Genomic DNA, 18,049 nt, shown 5'->3' with positions numbered 1-18,049 from the left:
TCCGCGCCCGCGCCCCGATCCCCCGCGCCCAGCAGACCAACCGCTCCATCCTCCCCCCCCCCCCCCTCCCCCCCCCCACCCTCCCCCCCCCCCCCCCCCCCCCCCCCCCCCCCGCCCCGGGCACCCGGCAGGACGACCCGGGCCTGGCATCCACCGTCTTCAACCAGGCCGCCCTGCTCGCCTCCGACCTCGCGCTACCTGGCCTCGCCCGCGAACTGTGCCACCGGCACGCCGACCTCTACCTAAGGCTCGGCCCACTGCCGGCGATGAGCGCGATCCGCGGCCTGGAACCGATCGTCAACCTCGCCCGCCTGCACATCAGGGCCGGACGCGGAAGCGAGGGTCACCAACTGCTCCTGTCCCTGTATGACGCCATCGCCACCGGCACCAGCACTGTCCTCGACGGCGTCACCGTGCCTGCCCGCCTCACCGAGACCGACGCCCAACGCGCCGAGGTTCGCGCATGGCTGTGGCGGGTCATGCTTGCCGACGGCACCCGGGCCCTCACCTGCTCCGGCCTCTGGGAGGAAGCCCTCCGACACCTCAACAACTACCGCGGCGTGGGCACCCGGATCCTCGACGGCCGCCAGGTCGCCGTTCTCGCCCGCGCCACCACCGGCGACCTCGACGGCGCTCTCGCGCTCCTCGCGGATACCGAGCCGGGCGACCCCTGGGAGGACGCGGTCACCGCTGTCCTCACCGCCCTGTGCACACCCGGCGGCCGACAGGAAGCCGCCGCCGCTCTCGACCACTGCCAACGCCTGGGGACCGGCCCCGGCCTCGCGGTGTTCACCACCCGGCTGCTACTGACCGCCATCGACGCGGCCGGCGGGACCACCGGCGAGGCCGCCCGGAGCCTCGCACAGTCCCTGATCATCCGTTCGAGGGAATCGGACGACGGATACGCGGCCCGCGACCTCCTCGCCCACTCCACCTACAACGACCTGCTGACCCCGGCCGAGGCCAGCTCCCTCCGCGCGGTGGTTAGGGCATGCGCGCTGGGCGCCGGCCATCTCTCAGCCGTCGGCCGGGCCCGGTTGGAGGAGGCCCTCGCAGAGGCTGCCAGGGTGCTCGAAAAGGCCCCGCTCGACCGGAGCGCGCCCGGACCCGACCCACTTGAATGAACCATTCGAAGGCCCATCGAACTGATCCGGCCCTCCGTCACCCCGGGTGAGCCCAGCGAGTGACTGCCTAGTCGATTGCTCCGGCCCGTCTGGACGGTCAAGGTCCGCCCCCTCACCAGCCGCGTAGGACGTCACCACCCCGACGGACGCCGTAAGCCGCCAGGAGCAGACCACCGACACGCTGGCGAGACGTCTCCTCCAGCCTCCTCGACCCCACCATCACGGTGCAGATCACGCCTGGACCGCCTCAGAGTCTTCCTCCCGTGTCCGTCTCGCCGACGGGTCGGACCCAGGAGGGTTCCACGCAGCCGAGCGGAAGGAGGAAGTTCGAAGCCGGAAAGGCCCTCTATTCGGATCGGCCCTGCGGCTGCAAGCTGATGCGCCTGCGCTCTCCGGACCTGAACCACGTCCCCAGCGGACGAGTTCACGGACCAGAGCGCGCGGGAGAAAGCGCTTCTTCGAACCACCCGGCCGGCAACAGCCGCTCGGTGCCGTTCCACGACAAGGAGTGATCCACGTGAGCACCAACGACGACCTGCTGATCGGCGTCGAGAACCTCATCACTGTGCAGGACCGGTTCTCGGCCGAGGCGGCCGAGTCCGACCCCACCGGCACGTCGGCAGGCGACGACGGCGACAACCGCGACGGACTGAACCTGCCGCAGGAGTAGTCGGCACGTGCACCACGGGGCCCCGCGCGCCGTTGCGGGGCCCCGCTCCTCAGCCCTCAATTCAGTCGACGGAGGTACACATGGACCACCGGTTCGTGAACGCGATCGAGAAGGCCCTCGGATGGGACGGCCCCGCCGTCCTCGGAAGCCGGTTCACGAGGGGCAACATCGCCGACCTGGACATGCTCGACCAGCTCCTGAACCCGAAGAAGCTGCTCGACCTGGTCATGCGCCGCAGCCTCAACGCTCCACAGTTCCGCATGTTCCAGAGCGGCTCAGAACTCCATCCCAGCCGATACATCCAGCCCTCGGTAACCCGGCGCGGGCAGGCTATCCCGATCGCCGACATGCGGCGCGTGGGTGAGCTCCTCTGCTCCGGTGCGACCCTCGTCCTGGACGAAGTGGACTTCTTCGACCCGGCGATGGAAGCGACCTGCCGCGCCCTCCAGTGGTGGTGCCACGAACTCGTCCAGGTCAACGCTTACCTGACGACGCAGGATGCGTCCGGATTCAACCTGCATTGGGACGATCACGACGTGATCATCGTCCAACTCGCAGGCGAGAAGTCCTGGGAGGTACGCGGGGCCTCCAGGACAGCACCTATGTATAGGGACGCGGCCCCGAACTCCGAGCCCAGCGAGCAGAGCGTGTGGGCGGGCACAATGATGCCCGGCGACGTCATGCACATCCCCCGCGGATACTGGCACCACGCCACTCGGAACGACTGCGGCGAGGGCTACAGCCTGCATGTGACGTTCGGCATCGTGAAGCGCACCGGCGTCAACTGGCTGACGTGGCTAGCCGACCAGTCCCGCACCCTCGAAGAGTTCCGCTTTGACCTCGACCGGTGGTCCAGCCCCGAGCAGTGGACGGCACAGCAGGGCCGGCTCGCACAGGTCGTGGCCGAAAAGGCTGCCACGCTGACCCCCGAGGACTTTCTGGCATTCCGCGAGCGCGAGCGCCCCAGTGCCCGCCACGTCCCCGCCATCGGCGTCTTCGGCAAGCCCGAAGCGATCGTGTGTGTCACCGACTTCCCGCCAATCGTCAAGCCGACTGCCGACACCGTGGAAGTCATCGCCGCCGGCAGGAAGATCACGCTTGCCGCGAAGGCGCTGCCCGCGCTGCACCTCATGTTGAGCGGTCACCCGGTGAACCTCGCGCAGGCCGCTGCCGACACCGGCGTCGACACCGAACGCCTGGCCGAAATTCTTGTCGAGGAGGAACTGTGCACCGAGCTGACCCCGGAGTTGTCCTCGGCCTTTACCGGTCTGGTCACGACCGACAGCTCCTCGAAGACGCGCTGAGTCTCGGTGTCCGAGCTATCGACACCGCCGCCAATTACCTCGACTTCACCTCGCACCGTACGCTCGCGCACCTGGCCGCCGACCTGCTACCGGAGTTCACGATCTCGACCAAGGTCGGGTTCCACCGCTCCGGCCACTCGCTGAACCCGGCCGCGCTCTACGAGTCGGTGGAGCGCTCAGTCACCGACCTCGGGCGGGCCCCCGACGTCGTACTCCTTCACAACCCGGAACACACCCTAGGCCGCCGCTCCCGCGACGAAGGGCGGGAGATCCTGGCCGCAGCGTGCCAAGCTCTGGAGGACGCCACGAAGGCGGGCCTCTGCGAGCGGTGGGGGTTCTCCATCTGGAACCCCCACCCACTCCTGCAGCTCATCAACCCCACCGCGCCGATCCCCAAAGTCCTGATGACTCGTGCCGGCCTGCTGGTAGATGCCGACACCCTCGCGGCCGTCGAGACACTGTCGGCCGTTCTGGCCATCGACCCCAGCGACCGCTGGGGCATGGCGCCCTTTGGCGGCGACACCACCTTGGAGGTCTGGAGGGCCTTCGACACCCGGACGTTCCTCGGCGAAGGCGACGAGTGCACCACCGTGCAGGCGGCTTTCCGGGTGTCCTACGAGATCCCCAAGGTAGCCAGGATCGCCGTGGGCACCAGCTCTCCTTCCCACTTGCGAGCCCTCGTCGAGGCCACAACACTGGGCGTCGACCTCGCAGTGGTCAGCCGGTACCGGGCGTTGCTGAACGAACGGGCTGCAGCACGTTCATGAGGACAGCTCAGCGATCAGTCGGCCCGACGACTCCTGAGCGGGCTCCGTGAACGGCATCTTCTTGCCGCTCCGTGCGTGTGCCCGCAGGACGTTCGCGCAGAACAGCAACTGCGCCACCTTCCCCGAGCGGGACTGAAGGTCCTCCGCAAACTCCCGTTGGACGCGGCCGGCAACCTCGGGCACTCCCAGAGAGAATCCCCAGAGCGTCGCCGCGTCCAACCCACGCGGCCCCCGACCCCAGTCCTCCCAGTCCAACAGGCACAGCTCCGGGGCGGTGACGTTGCCCCAATGAAGATCCCCATGGGCGGTGGTCCACTCACCGACAGCGGTGTTCACCGTCTCCCCGAACACCTCAGCGATACGCCGGCTCAGGTGGTCCTGCGACATGCAGACGCGCTCCGTGCGATGTCCGGCGAGCGCGCCGAGCGAGCTAGCCAAGTCCTTCCACCAGGCGTCCGCGAGCCCCGGGTCGTCGGTGATGCTGCCCGAGGCGCTAATGATCGGGGCAGTAATGAGCGTCATCTCCTCCGCCCGCCAGACCACGCCGCGCTCGCGGTCCTGCCAGCGAAACGCCCGCATCAACTCCGGCTTCGCCACACTCGTCAGCACCGACGCGCATTCGGTACCTGTCCAGGACTGCCCATGAATCTCGTCCGCCGACCGCCACTGCAGCCGAAGCCAGGTGCCCTGATCGGTGCGAAAGCCCGCCGTCCCCCCGTGGTTACCGTAGACACCTGACGACCGGTCCAGACCAAGCTCGAGTGCCCGCTCAACCAGACCGAGCACATCATCATGCGGATGCTGCCGAAGGTCCGTCATCGAGCCCACAAGGGTCTCCTCACATGCCGATTTGGGACTACCACAGTACGGCCATGGCTGTGATCCACGTGCCGATGTGGCCCACACAAGCTACTGAACTTAATCGGGCGATGCCGGGTGATTGCCTGACACCTGATGGATGCGTCCGGTAGATATGTGCGCGTGAACGACTCCACACCTCCCGAGGACGGCGAGCTTACTTCCTTCGCCAAGGCGAAGAACTGGTGCAAGAAGCACGAGCCCCAGCTCCGCGCCGCCGGCGCCGTGGGTCTGGCCGTGGGCCTGATCGTGGTCCGCCATCTCGCCCAGAGGCGGGACGCCGAGACGTACGCCGTCGAGACGTACGAAGTCGAGGACATTGCGGCTTCCAAACCGGTTTCCGTCACCGAAACCACGGGCGACTCTCGACCGTCCCCCACCCCCCACGTGCGGAAGCTTCGCGAGGGTTGGAACGCCAGCGAGGAAAAGAAGGCGCAGTACAAGGCGGAGACAGGGGACGACCTCGCACCGGGTACCACATGGGTCCACCCCTCGAAGGACGAGACCCCCGGCGAAGCCGCAGCCTGAGCACAAAGTTTTTCTTTTAGACCCGCTGGAGGCTGCTGGTGCACGAGAGAGCAGCTCGGATGGACCATCACGGGCCACGGCAGGTCGGTAGATTCCTGCCATGACTGACGGCGAGAAGTACCTGGAGAAGAGCCAGTTGTCCGGGCGGATGGGGAAGGCCGCCGAGTACTTGGTGGCGGCGTCGTCCATCCTCGCCACGAACGGTGAGCTGAACGTCTCCACCTCGCTGGTCGACGATGAGGGCGTGGACCTGGTCTTTCACCGCCGCGGGAGCACGGCGACCCTGGCGGTACAGGTAAAGGCGCGAATGTCGACCGGCGTGCAGGTCCAGCAAGGCAAGGTCATGGGCTTCGTGCGAGCACAGACGTTTCAGCCGCGGGCCGACCTCGACATGCTGTTCATCGTAGTGGACATCGAGCAGGGGGCGATCACGACAGCCTGGCTGGTACCGAGCATCACGTTTACCGAGCTGGTGACTGAGGCGAACAGCCGGGGACGCTACCGGTTCTCGGCGTCCATGAAGCAGGGCTCCAGGGACCAGTGGAGCCCGTTCCGCCTGACCGCGCCGGAGCTCCCCAAGCGCATCCTCGCCCGACTCACCGAGTTGGAGACGGGCACGGTGCCGCACCTCGGACTGGCCGGAGAGCATTGACGGACGAGCGGCTACGCGGATGGCTGTTGGGTGCGGGTGCCGCAGAGCCGTTGGCTGCCCTCGGGCCTAACGAAGAGGACGGTCGACCGCGCCCGAGTGATGGCGACACGCAGAAGCCGGCGCTGTCTCCGAGTGCGCTCGGCGTCCCATTGGGGGTCAAGTAGCCGGCCAGCTCTCATCACCGCGCGATCTGCAGCCGCGCCGAGAGCAATGCCCGATTCTACGTCGACGGGGGCCAGGTCGGGGCAGCCTCAGCCTGTCCCGACCCTCGACCCCTCGAGCGACCGACTCCGGTGATCCAAGCCCTGGTCGCAGGTCGCTCACCAAGATCATCCTGGGGGACTTTTCGGGGACTTTCCGCTCTGTCAGGGGGAGTTTCCGGGGACTTTTTGCCGCGTAACACGGCAAGCCCCCGAAAGATCGGAAAGGGCCTCCGACGCAGGTCAGAGGCCCTTCCGGGGGCAAAGCCCCTGGTACGGCGGATGGAGCCGGCCTGTACGCCGGGTACAGATCGCCTCTCTCCTTCCTTCGGGGTTGCCCCGTTGCGGTAGTGGCTTCAGGAATCCCGGCAGCGGTCGCCGCCGAGTCCAGCTCCAGGGACGCTCACTCCATAGACGCCTTGCCAAAAGCACGGACCTCGCGCCCGTCGCCTCGCGCTCCGGGCTGTAGACAACACACAAGTACACGGCAAGGCACCGGCTGCTCCAGTTCCCGCCCCCTCCACCGCCGGCGACTCGATGGCGCCTGCCCCGCCAAGCGCTTGTCCGCTGGCGCTCGCTTCAAGCGCGTCGGCATGGCGTCGAGCGCGCAACCTTCGACCCCAGAACCTGACTATCCGTCAGCAAAGTCAGCATTGAGTCAGCATTGGTCTGACTAAACCTGGCTACACATGCCCGTACCTGAGACTCACGGCCGATCGCCGAAGCCGTCGCTTGGCGGCACGAACGTTCTCCTGGAACGGTGGATCGCAGACCGACGGGCTACGATCCAGCGCAACTCGACACACCGCATCGTGGACACATAGTCCCAGGTCAGCGCGCCCTTCCCCGTGGCTTCAGGGGCAGTTGGGGCACCTCGGGAGCGGCCAGCCGAGCCCCGTCGTAGCCGCGCACCTCACCGAAGCGAGTGCCGGTCATCCACTCCTCACGCGCCTGCCTGATATCCTCATCCGTCCGGGCGATGAAGTTCCACCACATGACGAGCTTCTCCTCGAACGGCTCGCCGCCGAGGAGGAGGACGGCGGCGTCGGTGCGGGCGAGGAGGGGGAGTTCGCGGCGGTCGGTGCCGAGGTAGAGCATGGAGCCGGGTTCGACGCGGACGCCGTCGACGTCGACGCTGCCGGACATGGCGAGGACGGCGTACTCGAAGCCGGGTTCGAGGGGGAGTTTGAGGTCGGCGCCCTCGGTGAGGGCGAGGTCGGCGCCGACGAGGGGGGTGTAGGCGGTGCCGGGGGAGGCGGCCGTGTCGAGGGTGCCGAGGATGACGGTGGCGCGCAGGCCGGGGGCGGTGACGACGGGCAGCTCGGTGTGGTGCTCGAAGGCGGGGGCGGTGTGGCGGTGGGCGTCCGGGAGGGCGACCCAGAGCTGGGCGCCTTCCAGGAAGCGGGCGTGCTCGCGCGGGGACTCCTCGGAGTGGGAGATCGCCCGGCCGGAGGTCATCAGGCCCAGCTCGTAGGGGCGGACGGTCTGCAGGCTGCCGAGGCTGTCGCGGTGCAGGACCTCGCCCTGGTGGAGCCAGCTCACGGTCTGCAGTCCCATGTGGGGGTGCGGCGGCACCTGCATGCCGGGCTCGTCGGCGATGTCGTCCGGGCCGTAGTGGTCGACGAAGCACCAGGCGCCGACCATCCGGCGGCCGAGGTTGGGCAGCAGCCGGCGCACGACGGTGCTCTCGCCGAGCGGGACCTGTCGTCCGGTCAGCAGCTCCCGGACCGGGCCGGTCCCGGCCTCGCCGCCGCAGCGGGTGGGGGCGGGCTTGAGATCGAGGTTGCTCATGTCGCGGATCCACCACCGTACGGGTCGGGGCCCGGCCGGAGCCGGAGGGTCGTCGGCAACGATCATCCATCAACCCGGGGTGTTCCTCCACCCGCATCGACCGGGTCGGGCGGCCGCGGCGTCCATCCGGGACGACGCAAACCCCCGTGGCCCCCGGCGTCGAACCCAGGGCCCGGTGTCAGGCCCCCAGGCCCCGGTACCAGGCCCAGGGCCCGGCAGACGCCGCCGCGGGTCAGTGCCCGCAGGCCCACCAGGCGTCCGCCGTCGCCGCGTCCGCGAGGGCGCGCAGCTTGGCGACGGCCTCGCCCGGGTCCTCCGCCCCGTACACCGCCGAACCGGCCACGAAGACGTCCGCGCCGGCCTCGGCGCAGCGCTCGATGGTGCTCGCCGCGACGCCGCCGTCGACCTGCAGCCACAGCTCCAGGCCGTACTTGTCGATCAGCTGCCGGGTGCGGCGGATCTTCGGCAGCATGATGTCGAGGAACGCCTGCCCGCCGAAGCCCGGCTCGACCGTCATGATCAGCAGCATGTCCAGCTCGGGCAGCAGGTCCTCGTAGGGCTCGATCGGCGTGCCCGGCTTCAGCGCCATGGAGGCGCGGGCGCCCTTGGCCCGGATCTCGCGGGCGAGCCGGACGGGCGCGGCGGCGGCCTCCACGTGGAAGGTGACGGAGCCGGCGCCGGCCTCGACGTACTGGGGAGCCCAGCGGTCCGGGTCCTCGATCATCAGGTGGCAGTCGAGCGGGATGTCGGTGGCGCGGGCCAGCGACTCGACGATCGGGACGCCCAGCGTCAGGTTCGGCACGAAGTGGTTGTCCATGACGTCGACGTGCAGCCAGTCCGAGCCCCTGACGGCCTCGGCCTCGTCGGCGAGCCGGGCGAAGTCCGCGGACAGGATGCTGGGGTTGATCTGCGCCATTACCGATGCCTTCGTACGAGGGTTCCGGTGCCGGGAGCGGGCACCTCGTCCCATCATCTCGCGGCGGACCGGCCGGGGCCGAACCCGATGGTTCCGGACAGTGAGACCTCCCCGTGACCCTCATCACACCCCGAGCGGGGTTACCGTGACCGCCGCCGTGGTCATCAGCCTTGTGCACCACCTCGTCCTCCGCTTCCGAACACCGAACACCGCCGGCAACGAACGCGGCGCACCACCCACCCGTCTCCCAGTGTTCTCAGTGGTCCCCCGTGGCCCCCCGTGCCCGTCCGAGGAAGGTCTTCCGTTGGCCGAACTGGTCCATCCCGCCCGCGCCCTGTGGTGGCTCTTCGAGCCGGTGCACGCCGTCACCTACTTCTCGCCCGAGGGCCGCGCCGCCTTCGAGGCCGCCGGGCTGCGCGGCACGTGGCGCGGCTACTTCGCGGGCCGCGCGGCACCGCTGGGCCCGGTGGACGCGCCGCCGGTGATCGCCGCCTTCTTCAGCTTCGCGCCCGCCATGGTGGAGCGCGCCCTGCCGGACATCTGGAAGTTGGCGGACCCGGACGCCGCACTGGCCGCCCGGGTCCAGGGCTCCTCGGCGGCGCTCGCGCGGCTGCTGGAGCACGTCGAACCGGAGCAGATCGAGCTGGTCGCCGACCTGCTGGAGCGGGCCGTCTCCCGCCTGGACTGTGCCGGCCGGGTGCTGGCCGCCGCCAACTCCGCCCTCCCCCGCCCCGACGGCCTGTACGGGCGGCTCTGGCAGGCCGCCACCGTGATGCGCGAGCACCGGGGGGACGGCCACGTCGCCGCGCTGGTCTCGGCCGGGCTGGACGGCTGCGAGGCGCTGGTGGTGCGCTGCGCCCTGGACGTCCGCCGCGACGTGATGCAGCCGATGCGCGGCTGGACCGACGAGCAGTGGGACGCGGCCACCGCCCGCCTGGTGGAACGCGGCTGGCTGACCGGGCGCGGCACCATCACCGAGTGCGGGCGGATCCGCCACCAGTCCCTGGAGGCCGCCACCGACCTGGCCGCCGCCCGGGTCTGGGAGAACCATCCGCGCGCCGAACTCGACCGGCTCGCCGCCGCGCTGAAGCCGATCTCGGCGCTCTGTCGCAGCGCGCTGCCGCCGATCAACCCGATCGGACTGCCCGCCGCGACGGCCTGACGTCGGCCGGGGTCACCCGCCGCCCGGGCCGCCGCCCGCGTGGTCACCGCCCGCCCGGTCACCACCCGGGCGGGTCGCGTCACCCCCCGTCGGCGGGCCCGACGGCGCTCCCGTCGGCGGGCCCGACGGCGCTCCCGTCGACGGGCCCGGAGGCGCTCCCGGGCGGTCCGAGGACGATCCCCCGCCCCGCGTAGAACCGCTCGAACTGCCGCCACGGCACGTGCGCGTACGCCTGCGAATCGCCCGCGAAGCCGGACGGGTTGTGGATCACCAGCGCCGTCCCCGTGGTGCCCACCGCCAGCACCAGGTGGCCGCCGCGCCGCTGCGGGTCGGGCCCGTCAGGGTCGCGGATCGCGGGGTGCACCGACAGCATGACCAGCCGCCCGCCGGCCACCTCCGCCGCCACCTGCGCGGGCGTCAACTCCCGGGCCTGCGCGGCCAGTCCCCACCGCTCGCGGACGTACGCGGCGAACGGTGTGTGGATCAGGCCGCGCAGCCGTTCGCCGTCCCGCTCGTACGCGCCGGCCGCCAGGCACTCCCCCGCCAGCGGCACCGCCGCCGGAGCCACCCCCCACCAGTGGTCCAGCGCCATCCGCAGGCAGGCCACCCCGCAGAGCCGCCACGACCAGTACTCGTACTCCTCCGGCGTGGCCGCCCCCGACTCGCCCCAGCGCGGATCGTCCGCCGCGCTCACCGCACCGGCCACGATCTCCCGTACCAGGCCCGCCGACTCCCACTGCGCGTAGTACGGCACGTCGTGCACCACGGCCGGGCCACCGCTGTTCTGCTCCACCGTCCCCATCCCCCGACGCTCTCACGCCGGACGGGCGCGGCCGCCCCGCGACACTCCCCTCCCCCGCCGCCACGGGCTGTCTGTGGTGCCCGCTAGGGTCGGTCTGATCATCCGGATCATGGAACACCACCCCTGGGGGCCGGGCATGGGCATCGAGCAGGACTGGGACGGGCGCCTGCAGCTGGAGCCCTGGCAGCTGCCGGAGGGCTTGTCGCACCTGCCCAGCCGGGAGTTCCTGACGCAGGAGGGCCTGCCCGAGGCCGCGGCCTTCCTCGACTTCTCCAGCCTCGACGCCACCCCGCTGGAGCCCTTCACCGACGGCGGGAGCACCGGGGAGCGCCTCTTCGTCCTCGGCGGGACCGCCTACCTCGCCGATCTCGCCCGCGAGGGCGACGCCGTGGTCCTCGACGGGGTGACCGGTGAGGTCTTCCTCGCCGCCCACCGCCGCGGGGCGCTCCGGCGCGACCTGCTCGCCACCGGCCTGCCCGCCCTGGTCGGGCTGATGCGCGAGGTCGATGTGGCGGCCCTGGCGGCGGAGGACCGCGACGCGCTGGCCGGGGAGCGCGGGCCGACGATCGTCGCGGAAGTGGTCCGGGTCGTCCGGGAGCGGCTGCGCGCGACCGACCCGGAGCTGTTCGCGCACTACGACGCCGCGCCCCCGCACTGGGAGACGGCCCTGCTGGTGCGCTCCCTCGCCTGGGGCGCACTCCCCGGCGGACCGGACGGGCTCGCGTACGAGCTCGGGCCGGAGCTGGTCGAGGACCTCGCCGCTCTCACCGAGGACGGTACGGTCCGCCGCTTCCGCCCGGAGGAGCTGCCGGACGGGCTCACCCACGGGCCGACCCGCCGGCTGCTCACCGTGGTCGGCCTGCCGACCGGCGGCACCATGCTGGACGTCTCCGCCGACGGGCCGCTGATCACCATGGTGGAGGCGTACCCGGAGCACTTCGCCCCCGACGGGGCCACAGTCCGCGACGACGTACCCGACCCCGAGCCCGACCCCGACGGCTGGGAGCGCGACCACCAACGGCACCATCTGGCCCTCGCCGCCTGGCCGTACGACCTGGCGATAGCCCTCGACGGCGCCACCGGCCGCCTGGAGCTGCCCGCCTGGGACGACCCCGGCCTGCCCGCGGCCTACCTCAACCGGGACGTCTCCGCCCTGCTCCACACCCTCTGGACGTGCGAACGGATGCGCGCCGAATGGCGGTTGTGGGAGTACGGCGTCGCCAAGGACCGGTGGGAGGTCTTCGACCCGCAGTCACTGCTGAGCGGCGTGGTCGAGGGCGTGCTCGCCGCCCTCGACCCCGATGCGTTCGCCGGCCCCGACCACTCCTGGCAGCTCCTTGCCGACGACGACCACATGGGCGGCCTGCTCTACTGAGCCTCCCCCTGCGCCGAAGCGGGCTCCCTCTCGGCCGTCTCCGCCGTCTCCCCCGACGCCGTCGCACCCTCGGCCTCTGCACCCTCGGCCTCTGCACCCTCGGCCTCTGCACCCTCGGCCTTCGAGGCGTCCGCCTTCGACCGGAAGGCGAGCCGGTCCGCCGCCCGGCGTCCGCGGCGCTCGACCGGCAGCGAGCCGGTGGCCGCCGCCAGCCCGAACGGCGGCATGTCGAAGTAGATCGCCTCGTACGACCCCTCCGGCACGATGTACGTCTCGTGCCAGAGCCCCACGTGCTGCCGGGTCTTCCCGCCCCGCACCTTGCGGTTGGCGATGCCCCACGCCTTGTGGTGGAAGGCGTCCGGCGCGGCGGCGTACGCGTACAGCTTCTCCTTCGACTCCCAGTACTGGACCACGTAGTACGTGCGTGGGGAGGCGGTCAGCAGGATGCGTCCGCGCAGCCCGCGCTCCGGGGCCTTGGCCAGCTCGTAGAGCATCCGGAACATCGCCAGCATCACCTGCCCCCACTGGTGGACGGCCCAGAAGCGGTTGATGCGCATGCCTATCAGCAGCACCACCGTGTCTCCCGTGGCGGCCGCGGTGGTGTACCCCGGAGTCGGTTTGGCGAACACGTCTGCCTCCAGCTGGCCCCTCGCCTCATGTAAGCGGTGATTACATCAGCGGGCGACAACCCGGTCAAGGCTCCGCGCAAAACCCAATTCCCGTGCCGTCAAGGGCGATTGGCCACTCCCTGACCGAAGGTGTCCAGCACCTTCGCAGCCAGCTCCTCCGCCTTCTCCGGCGGCAGATACCCGTCGATGATCATCTGCGACAGCCCGTACACCAGCGCCTGCCCGGCCAGGCCCACCAACGCCGGATCGCCCGGCCGCAGCCGGCCCGCCACCTGGTCGGCGACGATGTACCCGGTGAACGCCTCGTCGATCTCCGACAGCCGCTGCTGCAACTCCGGCTGCCGCGACGGCGTGAACACCCGCGCCCGGACCAGCTCGAACCGGTGCGGATGCCGAATCGCGTACCGGATGAACCCCAGCCCGATCGCCCGCAGCGCCGCCCCCTCGCTGCCCTCGACCTCCGCCCGCTGCCACCGCTCGAAGTCCGCCAGCACCTGGTCCGCCAACGCCGTCAACAACGCCTGCCGGTCCGCGAAATGCCGGAACGGCGCCCCCGCCGACACCCCCGCCCGCCGCGCCACCTCCCGCATGCTGACCGCGCCCAGCCCCTCCTCGTCCAGCACCTCGAACGCCGCCGCCACCAACGCCTCGGGCAGCGCCCCGTGGTGATAACTGCCCCGCCGGGCAGGCCTCTCCGTCATGCCTGCAGTGCTACCACAGCGGCCCGCACCTTCAGGAACCGTCCACCCACCGAAGCGAAGTCTCCCACCGCCTCTTGGTCCACAGGTGTTGACCATTACTCACGCGCCTCGACCACCCTTGGACGGGGTTTCGTCCCACCCGGCGGGGAGCCCCGCAGCCACCCCGAATACGGTCCCGTCGGGGGCCGAGGCGCAGACCCGGCCGTCCCCGACCACGGGCGCGGAAGCCTGTCTCAGAAGATAACGCTTGCATCACGACCAGAGATCGCGTGCAGCAGTCGCGAGTCGGGCTCCGTCAGGTTGAGCGGGGGAGCCAAGGGGGCTTCGGGAGGGGCGAAGATGATCAAGAGACACGAGCCGGGTGACCATGCGAACCGCTGACGTCCCCGCCTTCACGGCATTCGTGCATGCACGGTCGTCGGCCCTCTTCAGGACCGCACTGCTGCTCACCGGCGAGCGTCATGTGGCCGACGATCTGGTGCAGTCCACGCTGGAGCAGGTCTGTCGGCACTGGCGCCGGATTCGCTCCGCCGACGCACCGGAGGCCTACGCACGCCGGATCCTGGTGAACCTCGCCAACGACCGCTGGCGCAAACTACGCGGACGTGCGGAAGTACCCCTGGACGACGGTATCGGGGACGGGTACGTCGATCCGTACAAAGGTCTCGTGGTCCGCGACGAGTTGATGCGCGAGCTGCAGTCCCTGCCGATCGGCATGCGCACCGTACTGGTGCTGCGGTACTTCGAAGATCTCGACGACGCGGAGATCGGCCACTTGATGAACATCTCGGCCGGCTCGGTCCGATCCCAGGTGGCCCGGGGCCTGTCGAAACTCCGGTCGACCGTCGATGCACAGGCACTGCACACACGTTCGGGAGGGGCGGCATGAAGGACTACGACCTGGAGGAGGAGCTGGCCGCGGCCATGCTCGACCGTTCACGGCAGGAACCGCCGCGCAGCTACGACGTCGATGACCTCATCGGGTCGGTACGGCAGCGCCGCCGGCGCCTGCAGACAGGTGCGGCGGCGGCCGTGGTGATCGTGGCCCTGGGCGCTGGCTTCTTGTCTCAAGCGGATCACGACCGCGCCTCGGTGCCCGTACAGGCATCGACCGCGCCGAGTGCCGATATGCCTCCTCCACCCCCGCCCATCGAGCCGCCCTTGCCCACGGCTTCGGCATCGGCTTCGAAACCGGCCTCCCCGGCCGACCCGGCCCGGACGACGAACACCCTGTTCCTCTCTGCCCTGCGCTACCAGAATCCGGCCACCCGCTCTGAGGTGGATCCGGCAGAGGTGGCAGCATTGTTCGCCAACGAGTCCACGTACCAACGGATCTGGGGCGCCGACTCCCGCGGTGTGACCTGCGGTGCCTTGGTCGACGGCGTGCTGGCGTCGGGTGAGGTCCTGCTGTACCAGGGGACCGAACGGCTCGACCGGACCCCTTCCCTGAACTTCGACGGGGCCACGGGGAAGGTGACCGACCTGACCTGCAGAACGGTCGCCGGAGACAGCAAGGGGGGCGACCCTACGGTTTCCGGCTTCTACGGCGGGCTGGTGGCGGCCACCAAGTCCGGAGACTCCACGGCCATGGCAAGGCTCGGGAAGCAGTTCGTGACCGCGCACCTTCGATCCGAGCAGGGCCCGACCGCCGGCACCTGCTCCTTCGCCACCCCCCCTTTCTGGCTCGCCGACAACCCCTCGTCCGGAACTCTCACCCACGGATGGACCGTGAACCTCGGCGGCCACCACGACTTCCCGATCGAGATCGACGAGACAGCGAAGATCGCCAGATCTTGCGGCGGCTGAGCCGCACCAGCCGCCACTGAGGCAGACGACACCGGACCGAGCACGCACGACGGCGCGTCCGGAAACCCCTACACGCCCTTACCGGCCAATAGGCGATGTCCGCGTGCCCGGACGTCGGAAAGCGAGTGCCCGCATGAAGCATCGGACAGCCTTCGTCATACCCGTACTCGTGGGCGCCGCCATGGTGGCCCACGTCCTGATCCCGACCTCGGGTCCCGCCGGGGGCGCCCCTCCCGGCCCACTGCCGACGTCAGCCCCGTCAACTCCGTCAGCGCCGGGCACACTTTCCGAGCAAGCACTTGCCGCCACGGGTACGACAACGCCGGAACAGGCCGTGCGCCTCGCGCTCGACGGGCTCGGGGTGCACCACGGCCGGTACGCTCTCGCCGTCGAGGACCTCACCTCGGGCCGCTCGGCCGCCTACGGTTCGTCCACCGAGACCTTCACCTCCGCGAGCATCATCAAAGTCAACATTCTGGCCGCCCTGCTGCTGCAGACGCAGGACCGCGGAGGCCGACTCAGCTCTGCTCAGCGACAGCTGGCCTCCGACATGATCCGCGTGAGCGACAACGACGCGGCGCAGAAACTCTGGATCGAGATAGGCAGACGCCAAGGTCTGGACGCGGCCAACGCCCGACTCGGACTCACCCCGGCGCACGCCGGCCAAAGGGGAGCCTGGGGACTGACCCGGACCACGGCCGGTGACCAAATCTCCCTCCTGAAGGCCGTGTTCACGCCGGACTCCCCCTTGAACGCCGCATCCCGGTCGTACATACGGGCTCTCATGAGCACCGTCACCGACGGACAGAACTGGGGCGTCGGCGCAGCGGGAGCGCCCGGCGACCTGCCCGTACTCAAGAACGGCTGGCTCCCGGACGGGATGCCTCAGCTATGGGTCGTCAACAGCGTGGGCATCGTCGAACGTGCGGGACACACGCTGCTCGTCGTCGTACTCACCGACGGTCAGCCCACGCGGGAGACCGGCATCGCACTCATCGAGCAGGCCGCGGCGACCGCGGTCGAGGCACTGGTGCGCACGCCCTGAAAACCCTCTCGTCCATGCGGTGCAGGCGTCGCAGACGCCCCCGCGGGGCCACGCGGATTGCCCGCACCAGCCGCGAGGGCATCCAGCTCCTGGAAGAGCACCGCGACAGCTTCATTGACGAGCTGGCTCGACCACGATCTCGGCGGCGACGACACCATCATGCCGGTGGTGACCCTCATGGAAGAGGCCGCCTTCAACGGACGGCCCTTTCGGATCGGAACGGTCTTCGTTCACAGCGCCAATCCCATCGGTGCCGAAACCGTCGTCCGGTCGCTCACACGCTGGAGCTACCGGGTCCAGCGGGCAACGGCCCAGGGAGTCCGACCGCAGTCCGCTGGACCGGCCACCACCTGGACTTCGCCGCCCCGGCCACGGGCGAACTCCTCCTCACCGACCCGGGATTCGCCGGCGCCGGGCCGAACAGCATCCTGCTCAGGCAGTCGGCCGTCGACCGCCTGCTCGGGGCCGACGGCGTGCTGCTGTGGGCCGTGACGCTGGTCGACCACGGCACGGCGTGGGGGCTCGACCGGTCCGCGTACTGCGTCCTCGACTCCGGCACGGTCCACACCCTGCCCTGCCCGGGACCGCCGACCGGCCGCCGGGGCCCGGCGGCGAGGTGGCCGGGGCGGAGCTGAACCCGGCGGGACCCCGGCCCCGGCGTGGTGAACGAGCCGGGGCCGGGGCCGGGACAGACCGCGCGGCTACCAGGCGTAGTCCTCCGGGGCGGGCTGATGGCCGGGGAAGATCTCGTCCAGCCGGTCGAGCGTCTTCTGGTCGAGCTTGACGTCGAGCGCGCCCACCGCCGCATCGAGGTGCGCGAGCGTGCGGGGGCCGACGATCGGCGCCGTGACGGCCGGGCGGCTGAGCAGCCAGGCGAGGGCGAGGTCGCCGGGGTCGGTGCCGAGTTCGGCGGCGAAGTCCTCGTAGGCCTGGATGCGGTCGCGGTTGGCGGCGAGGATCTCGGCGGCGTGTCCCATGGCGCCGCGGACGGCGGTGCCCTCGCGCTCCTTGCGCAGGACTCCGCCGAGCAGGCCGCTGCGGAGCGGGGACCACGGCAGCAGGCCGAGGCCGTAGTGCTGGAGGGCGGGGATGACCTCCAGTTCGACGGTGCGGTCGATCAGGTTGTAGAGGGACTGCTCGCTGACCAGGCCGAGGAAGTGCCGGGCGCGGGCGGCTTCCTGGGCCTGGGCGAGGTGCCAGCCGGCGAAGTTGCTGGAGCCGACGTAGATGATCTTGCCCTGGGCGACCAGGACCTCCATCGCCTGCCAGATCTCCTCCCAGGGCGCGTCCCGGTCGATGTGGTGCATCTGGTAGAGGTCGATGTGGTCGGTGTTGAGCCGGCGCAGGCTGTCCTCGACCGCGCGGCGGATGCCGAGGGCGGAGAGGCGGCCCTCGTTCGGCCAGTCGCCCATCGGGGCGTACGCCTTGGTGGCGAGCACGGTCCGCTCGCGGCGGCCGCCGCCCTGGGCGAACCATCTGCCGATGAACTCCTCGGTGCGGCCCTTCAGGTTGCCCTCGCTGTCACGGCCGTACGCGTTGGCCGTGTCGAAGAAGTTGATGCCCCGCTCGTGGGCGGTGTCCATGATCAGGTGGGCGTCCGACTCCTCCGTGTGCGGGCCGAAGTTCATGGTGCCCAAGCAGAGACGGGAGACGGTGAGGCCGGTGGGGGGGGGGGGGGGGGGGGGGGGGGGGGGGGGGGGTGGGGGGGGGGGGGGGGGG

18 protein-coding genes and 1 pseudogene are annotated in these 18,049 nt (G+C 70.5%); 12 read left to right on the top strand and 7 right to left on the bottom strand.

Annotated elements, in window-relative coordinates; translation table 11 throughout:
• The first annotated feature begins 266 nt into the window (after window positions 1-266).
• From ACZ6NC_RS06170 to ACZ6NC_RS06155, 4 genes are all read left to right on the top strand, one after another.
• On the top strand, window positions 267-1,124 hold the full coding sequence (locus ACZ6NC_RS06170) for a hypothetical protein (RefSeq protein ID WP_465729504.1): 858 nt from the start codon (window positions 267-269) through the stop codon (window positions 1,122-1,124).
• A gap of 517 nt (window positions 1,125-1,641) precedes the next feature.
• Window positions 1,642-1,794, top strand: coding sequence for a hypothetical protein (locus ACZ6NC_RS06165; protein WP_465623606.1), 153 nt, complete (start codon window positions 1,642-1,644; stop codon window positions 1,792-1,794).
• Between the two features lie 80 nt (window positions 1,795-1,874).
• Window positions 1,875-3,098, top strand: a complete 1,224-nt coding sequence (locus ACZ6NC_RS06160; protein ID WP_465729502.1) for a JmjC domain-containing protein — start codon at window positions 1,875-1,877, stop codon at window positions 3,096-3,098.
• On the top strand, window positions 3,020-3,865 hold the full coding sequence (locus ACZ6NC_RS06155) for an aldo/keto reductase (RefSeq protein ID WP_465729500.1): 846 nt from the start codon (window positions 3,020-3,022) through the stop codon (window positions 3,863-3,865). The genes ACZ6NC_RS06160 and ACZ6NC_RS06155 overlap by 79 nt, the downstream gene beginning before the upstream one ends.
• Here the strand turns inward: ACZ6NC_RS06155 and ACZ6NC_RS06150 are convergent.
• Window positions 3,860-4,684: a phosphotransferase gene (locus tag ACZ6NC_RS06150; RefSeq protein WP_465729818.1), complete on the bottom strand. Its 825-nt coding sequence runs from the start codon at window positions 4,682-4,684 to the stop codon at window positions 3,860-3,862. The two genes, ACZ6NC_RS06155 and ACZ6NC_RS06150, sit on opposite strands and share 6 nt — an antisense overlap.
• A 162-nt stretch (window positions 4,685-4,846) precedes the next feature.
• Between ACZ6NC_RS06150 and ACZ6NC_RS06145 the strand changes: the two genes are divergently transcribed.
• Both ACZ6NC_RS06145 and ACZ6NC_RS06140 read left to right on the top strand, forming a co-directional pair.
• Window positions 4,847-5,251: a hypothetical protein gene (locus ACZ6NC_RS06145; protein ID WP_465623612.1), complete on the top strand. Its 405-nt coding sequence runs from the start codon at window positions 4,847-4,849 to the stop codon at window positions 5,249-5,251.
• Window positions 5,252-5,351: 100 nt separating this feature from the next.
• On the top strand, window positions 5,352-5,903 hold the full coding sequence (locus ACZ6NC_RS06140; protein WP_465623613.1) for a hypothetical protein: 552 nt from the start codon (window positions 5,352-5,354) through the stop codon (window positions 5,901-5,903).
• Between the two features lie 1,031 nt (window positions 5,904-6,934).
• Here the strand turns inward: ACZ6NC_RS06140 and ACZ6NC_RS06135 are convergent.
• Together ACZ6NC_RS06135 and rpe are read right to left on the bottom strand one after the other, a co-directional pair.
• Entirely contained in the window at window positions 6,935-7,894 is a 960-nt protein-coding gene (locus tag ACZ6NC_RS06135) for a pirin family protein (RefSeq protein ID WP_465729498.1), read from the bottom strand.
• Between the two features lie 232 nt (window positions 7,895-8,126).
• On the bottom strand, window positions 8,127-8,810 hold the full coding sequence (gene rpe / locus ACZ6NC_RS06130) for a ribulose-phosphate 3-epimerase (RefSeq protein ID WP_465729496.1): 684 nt from the start codon (window positions 8,808-8,810) through the stop codon (window positions 8,127-8,129).
• A 304-nt stretch (window positions 8,811-9,114) separates the two neighbouring features.
• Between rpe and ACZ6NC_RS06125 the strand changes: the two genes are divergently transcribed.
• Window positions 9,115-9,972, top strand: a complete 858-nt coding sequence (locus ACZ6NC_RS06125; protein ID WP_465729494.1) for an SCO6745 family protein — start codon at window positions 9,115-9,117, stop codon at window positions 9,970-9,972.
• 79 nt (window positions 9,973-10,051) lie between these two features.
• On the opposite strand, the gene ACZ6NC_RS06120 is transcribed toward ACZ6NC_RS06125, so the two are convergent.
• Window positions 10,052-10,765: a C39 family peptidase gene (locus ACZ6NC_RS06120; RefSeq protein ID WP_465729492.1), complete on the bottom strand. Its 714-nt coding sequence runs from the start codon at window positions 10,763-10,765 to the stop codon at window positions 10,052-10,054.
• Between the two features lie 118 nt (window positions 10,766-10,883).
• On the opposite strand from ACZ6NC_RS06120, the gene ACZ6NC_RS06115 reads away from it, so the two are divergent.
• Window positions 10,884-12,149, top strand: coding sequence for an SUKH-4 family immunity protein (locus ACZ6NC_RS06115; protein WP_465729489.1), 1,266 nt, complete (start codon window positions 10,884-10,886; stop codon window positions 12,147-12,149).
• Between the two features lie 110 nt (window positions 12,150-12,259).
• Here the strand turns inward: ACZ6NC_RS06115 and ACZ6NC_RS06110 are convergent.
• Window positions 12,260-12,778, bottom strand: a pseudogene (locus ACZ6NC_RS06110) (DUF4188 domain-containing protein); the annotation flags it as partial.
• Between the two features lie 98 nt (window positions 12,779-12,876).
• Window positions 12,877-13,479, bottom strand: coding sequence for a TetR/AcrR family transcriptional regulator (locus tag ACZ6NC_RS06105; protein ID WP_465729487.1), 603 nt, complete (start codon window positions 13,477-13,479; stop codon window positions 12,877-12,879).
• A gap of 367 nt (window positions 13,480-13,846) precedes the next feature.
• Between ACZ6NC_RS06105 and ACZ6NC_RS06100 the strand changes: the two genes are divergently transcribed.
• From ACZ6NC_RS06100 to ACZ6NC_RS06085, 4 genes are all read left to right on the top strand, one after another.
• Window positions 13,847-14,368 (top strand): SigE family RNA polymerase sigma factor, encoded by a 522-nt coding sequence (locus ACZ6NC_RS06100; protein WP_465729816.1) that lies wholly within the window; start codon window positions 13,847-13,849, stop codon window positions 14,366-14,368.
• On the top strand, window positions 14,365-15,285 hold the full coding sequence (locus ACZ6NC_RS06095) for a hypothetical protein (protein WP_465729486.1): 921 nt from the start codon (window positions 14,365-14,367) through the stop codon (window positions 15,283-15,285). The genes ACZ6NC_RS06100 and ACZ6NC_RS06095 overlap by 4 nt, the downstream gene beginning before the upstream one ends.
• 334 nt (window positions 15,286-15,619) lie before the next feature.
• Window positions 15,620-16,330: a serine hydrolase gene (locus ACZ6NC_RS06090; protein WP_465729484.1), complete on the top strand. Its 711-nt coding sequence runs from the start codon at window positions 15,620-15,622 to the stop codon at window positions 16,328-16,330.
• A gap of 159 nt (window positions 16,331-16,489) precedes the next feature.
• Window positions 16,490-16,822 carry a hypothetical protein gene (locus ACZ6NC_RS06085; protein WP_465729814.1) on the top strand — a complete coding sequence of 111 codons (333 nt, stop codon included), beginning with the start codon at window positions 16,490-16,492 and terminating at the stop codon, window positions 16,820-16,822.
• Between the two features lie 209 nt (window positions 16,823-17,031).
• Here ACZ6NC_RS06085 and ACZ6NC_RS06080 read toward each other — a convergent pair whose 3' ends face one another.
• Window positions 17,032-17,967 (bottom strand): aldo/keto reductase, encoded by a 936-nt coding sequence (locus tag ACZ6NC_RS06080; RefSeq protein WP_465729482.1) that lies wholly within the window; start codon window positions 17,965-17,967, stop codon window positions 17,032-17,034.
• Between the last annotated feature and the right edge of the window lie 82 nt (window positions 17,968-18,049).

Source organism: Kitasatospora sp. NPDC041988, assembly GCF_055588525.1.
This window is presented reverse-complemented; position numbering and strand designations above follow the sequence as displayed.

What these genes read in the sequence shown, in the direction of transcription:
- ACZ6NC_RS06095 (WP_465729486.1), top strand. Translation starts at nt 14,365, where the DNA reads ATGAAGGACTACGACCTGGAGGAGGAGCTGGCCGCGGCCATGCTCGAC.
- ACZ6NC_RS06150 (WP_465729818.1), bottom strand. Translation starts at nt 4,684, where the DNA reads ATGACGGACCTTCGGCAGCATCCGCATGATGATGTGCTCGGTCTGGTT.
- ACZ6NC_RS06140 (WP_465623613.1), top strand. Translation starts at nt 5,352, where the DNA reads ATGACTGACGGCGAGAAGTACCTGGAGAAGAGCCAGTTGTCCGGGCGG.
- ACZ6NC_RS06115 (WP_465729489.1), top strand. Translation starts at nt 10,884, where the DNA reads ATGGAACACCACCCCTGGGGGCCGGGCATGGGCATCGAGCAGGACTGG.
- ACZ6NC_RS06085 (WP_465729814.1), top strand. Translation starts at nt 16,490, where the DNA reads ATGCCGGTGGTGACCCTCATGGAAGAGGCCGCCTTCAACGGACGGCCC.
- ACZ6NC_RS06135 (WP_465729498.1), bottom strand. Translation starts at nt 7,894, where the DNA reads ATGAGCAACCTCGATCTCAAGCCCGCCCCCACCCGCTGCGGCGGCGAG.
- ACZ6NC_RS06170 (WP_465729504.1), top strand. Translation starts at nt 267, where the DNA reads ATGAGCGCGATCCGCGGCCTGGAACCGATCGTCAACCTCGCCCGCCTG.
- ACZ6NC_RS06100 (WP_465729816.1), top strand. Translation starts at nt 13,847, where the DNA reads ATGCGAACCGCTGACGTCCCCGCCTTCACGGCATTCGTGCATGCACGG.
- rpe (WP_465729496.1), bottom strand. Translation starts at nt 8,810, where the DNA reads ATGGCGCAGATCAACCCCAGCATCCTGTCCGCGGACTTCGCCCGGCTC.
- ACZ6NC_RS06160 (WP_465729502.1), top strand. Translation starts at nt 1,875, where the DNA reads ATGGACCACCGGTTCGTGAACGCGATCGAGAAGGCCCTCGGATGGGAC.
- ACZ6NC_RS06105 (WP_465729487.1), bottom strand. Translation starts at nt 13,479, where the DNA reads ATGACGGAGAGGCCTGCCCGGCGGGGCAGTTATCACCACGGGGCGCTG.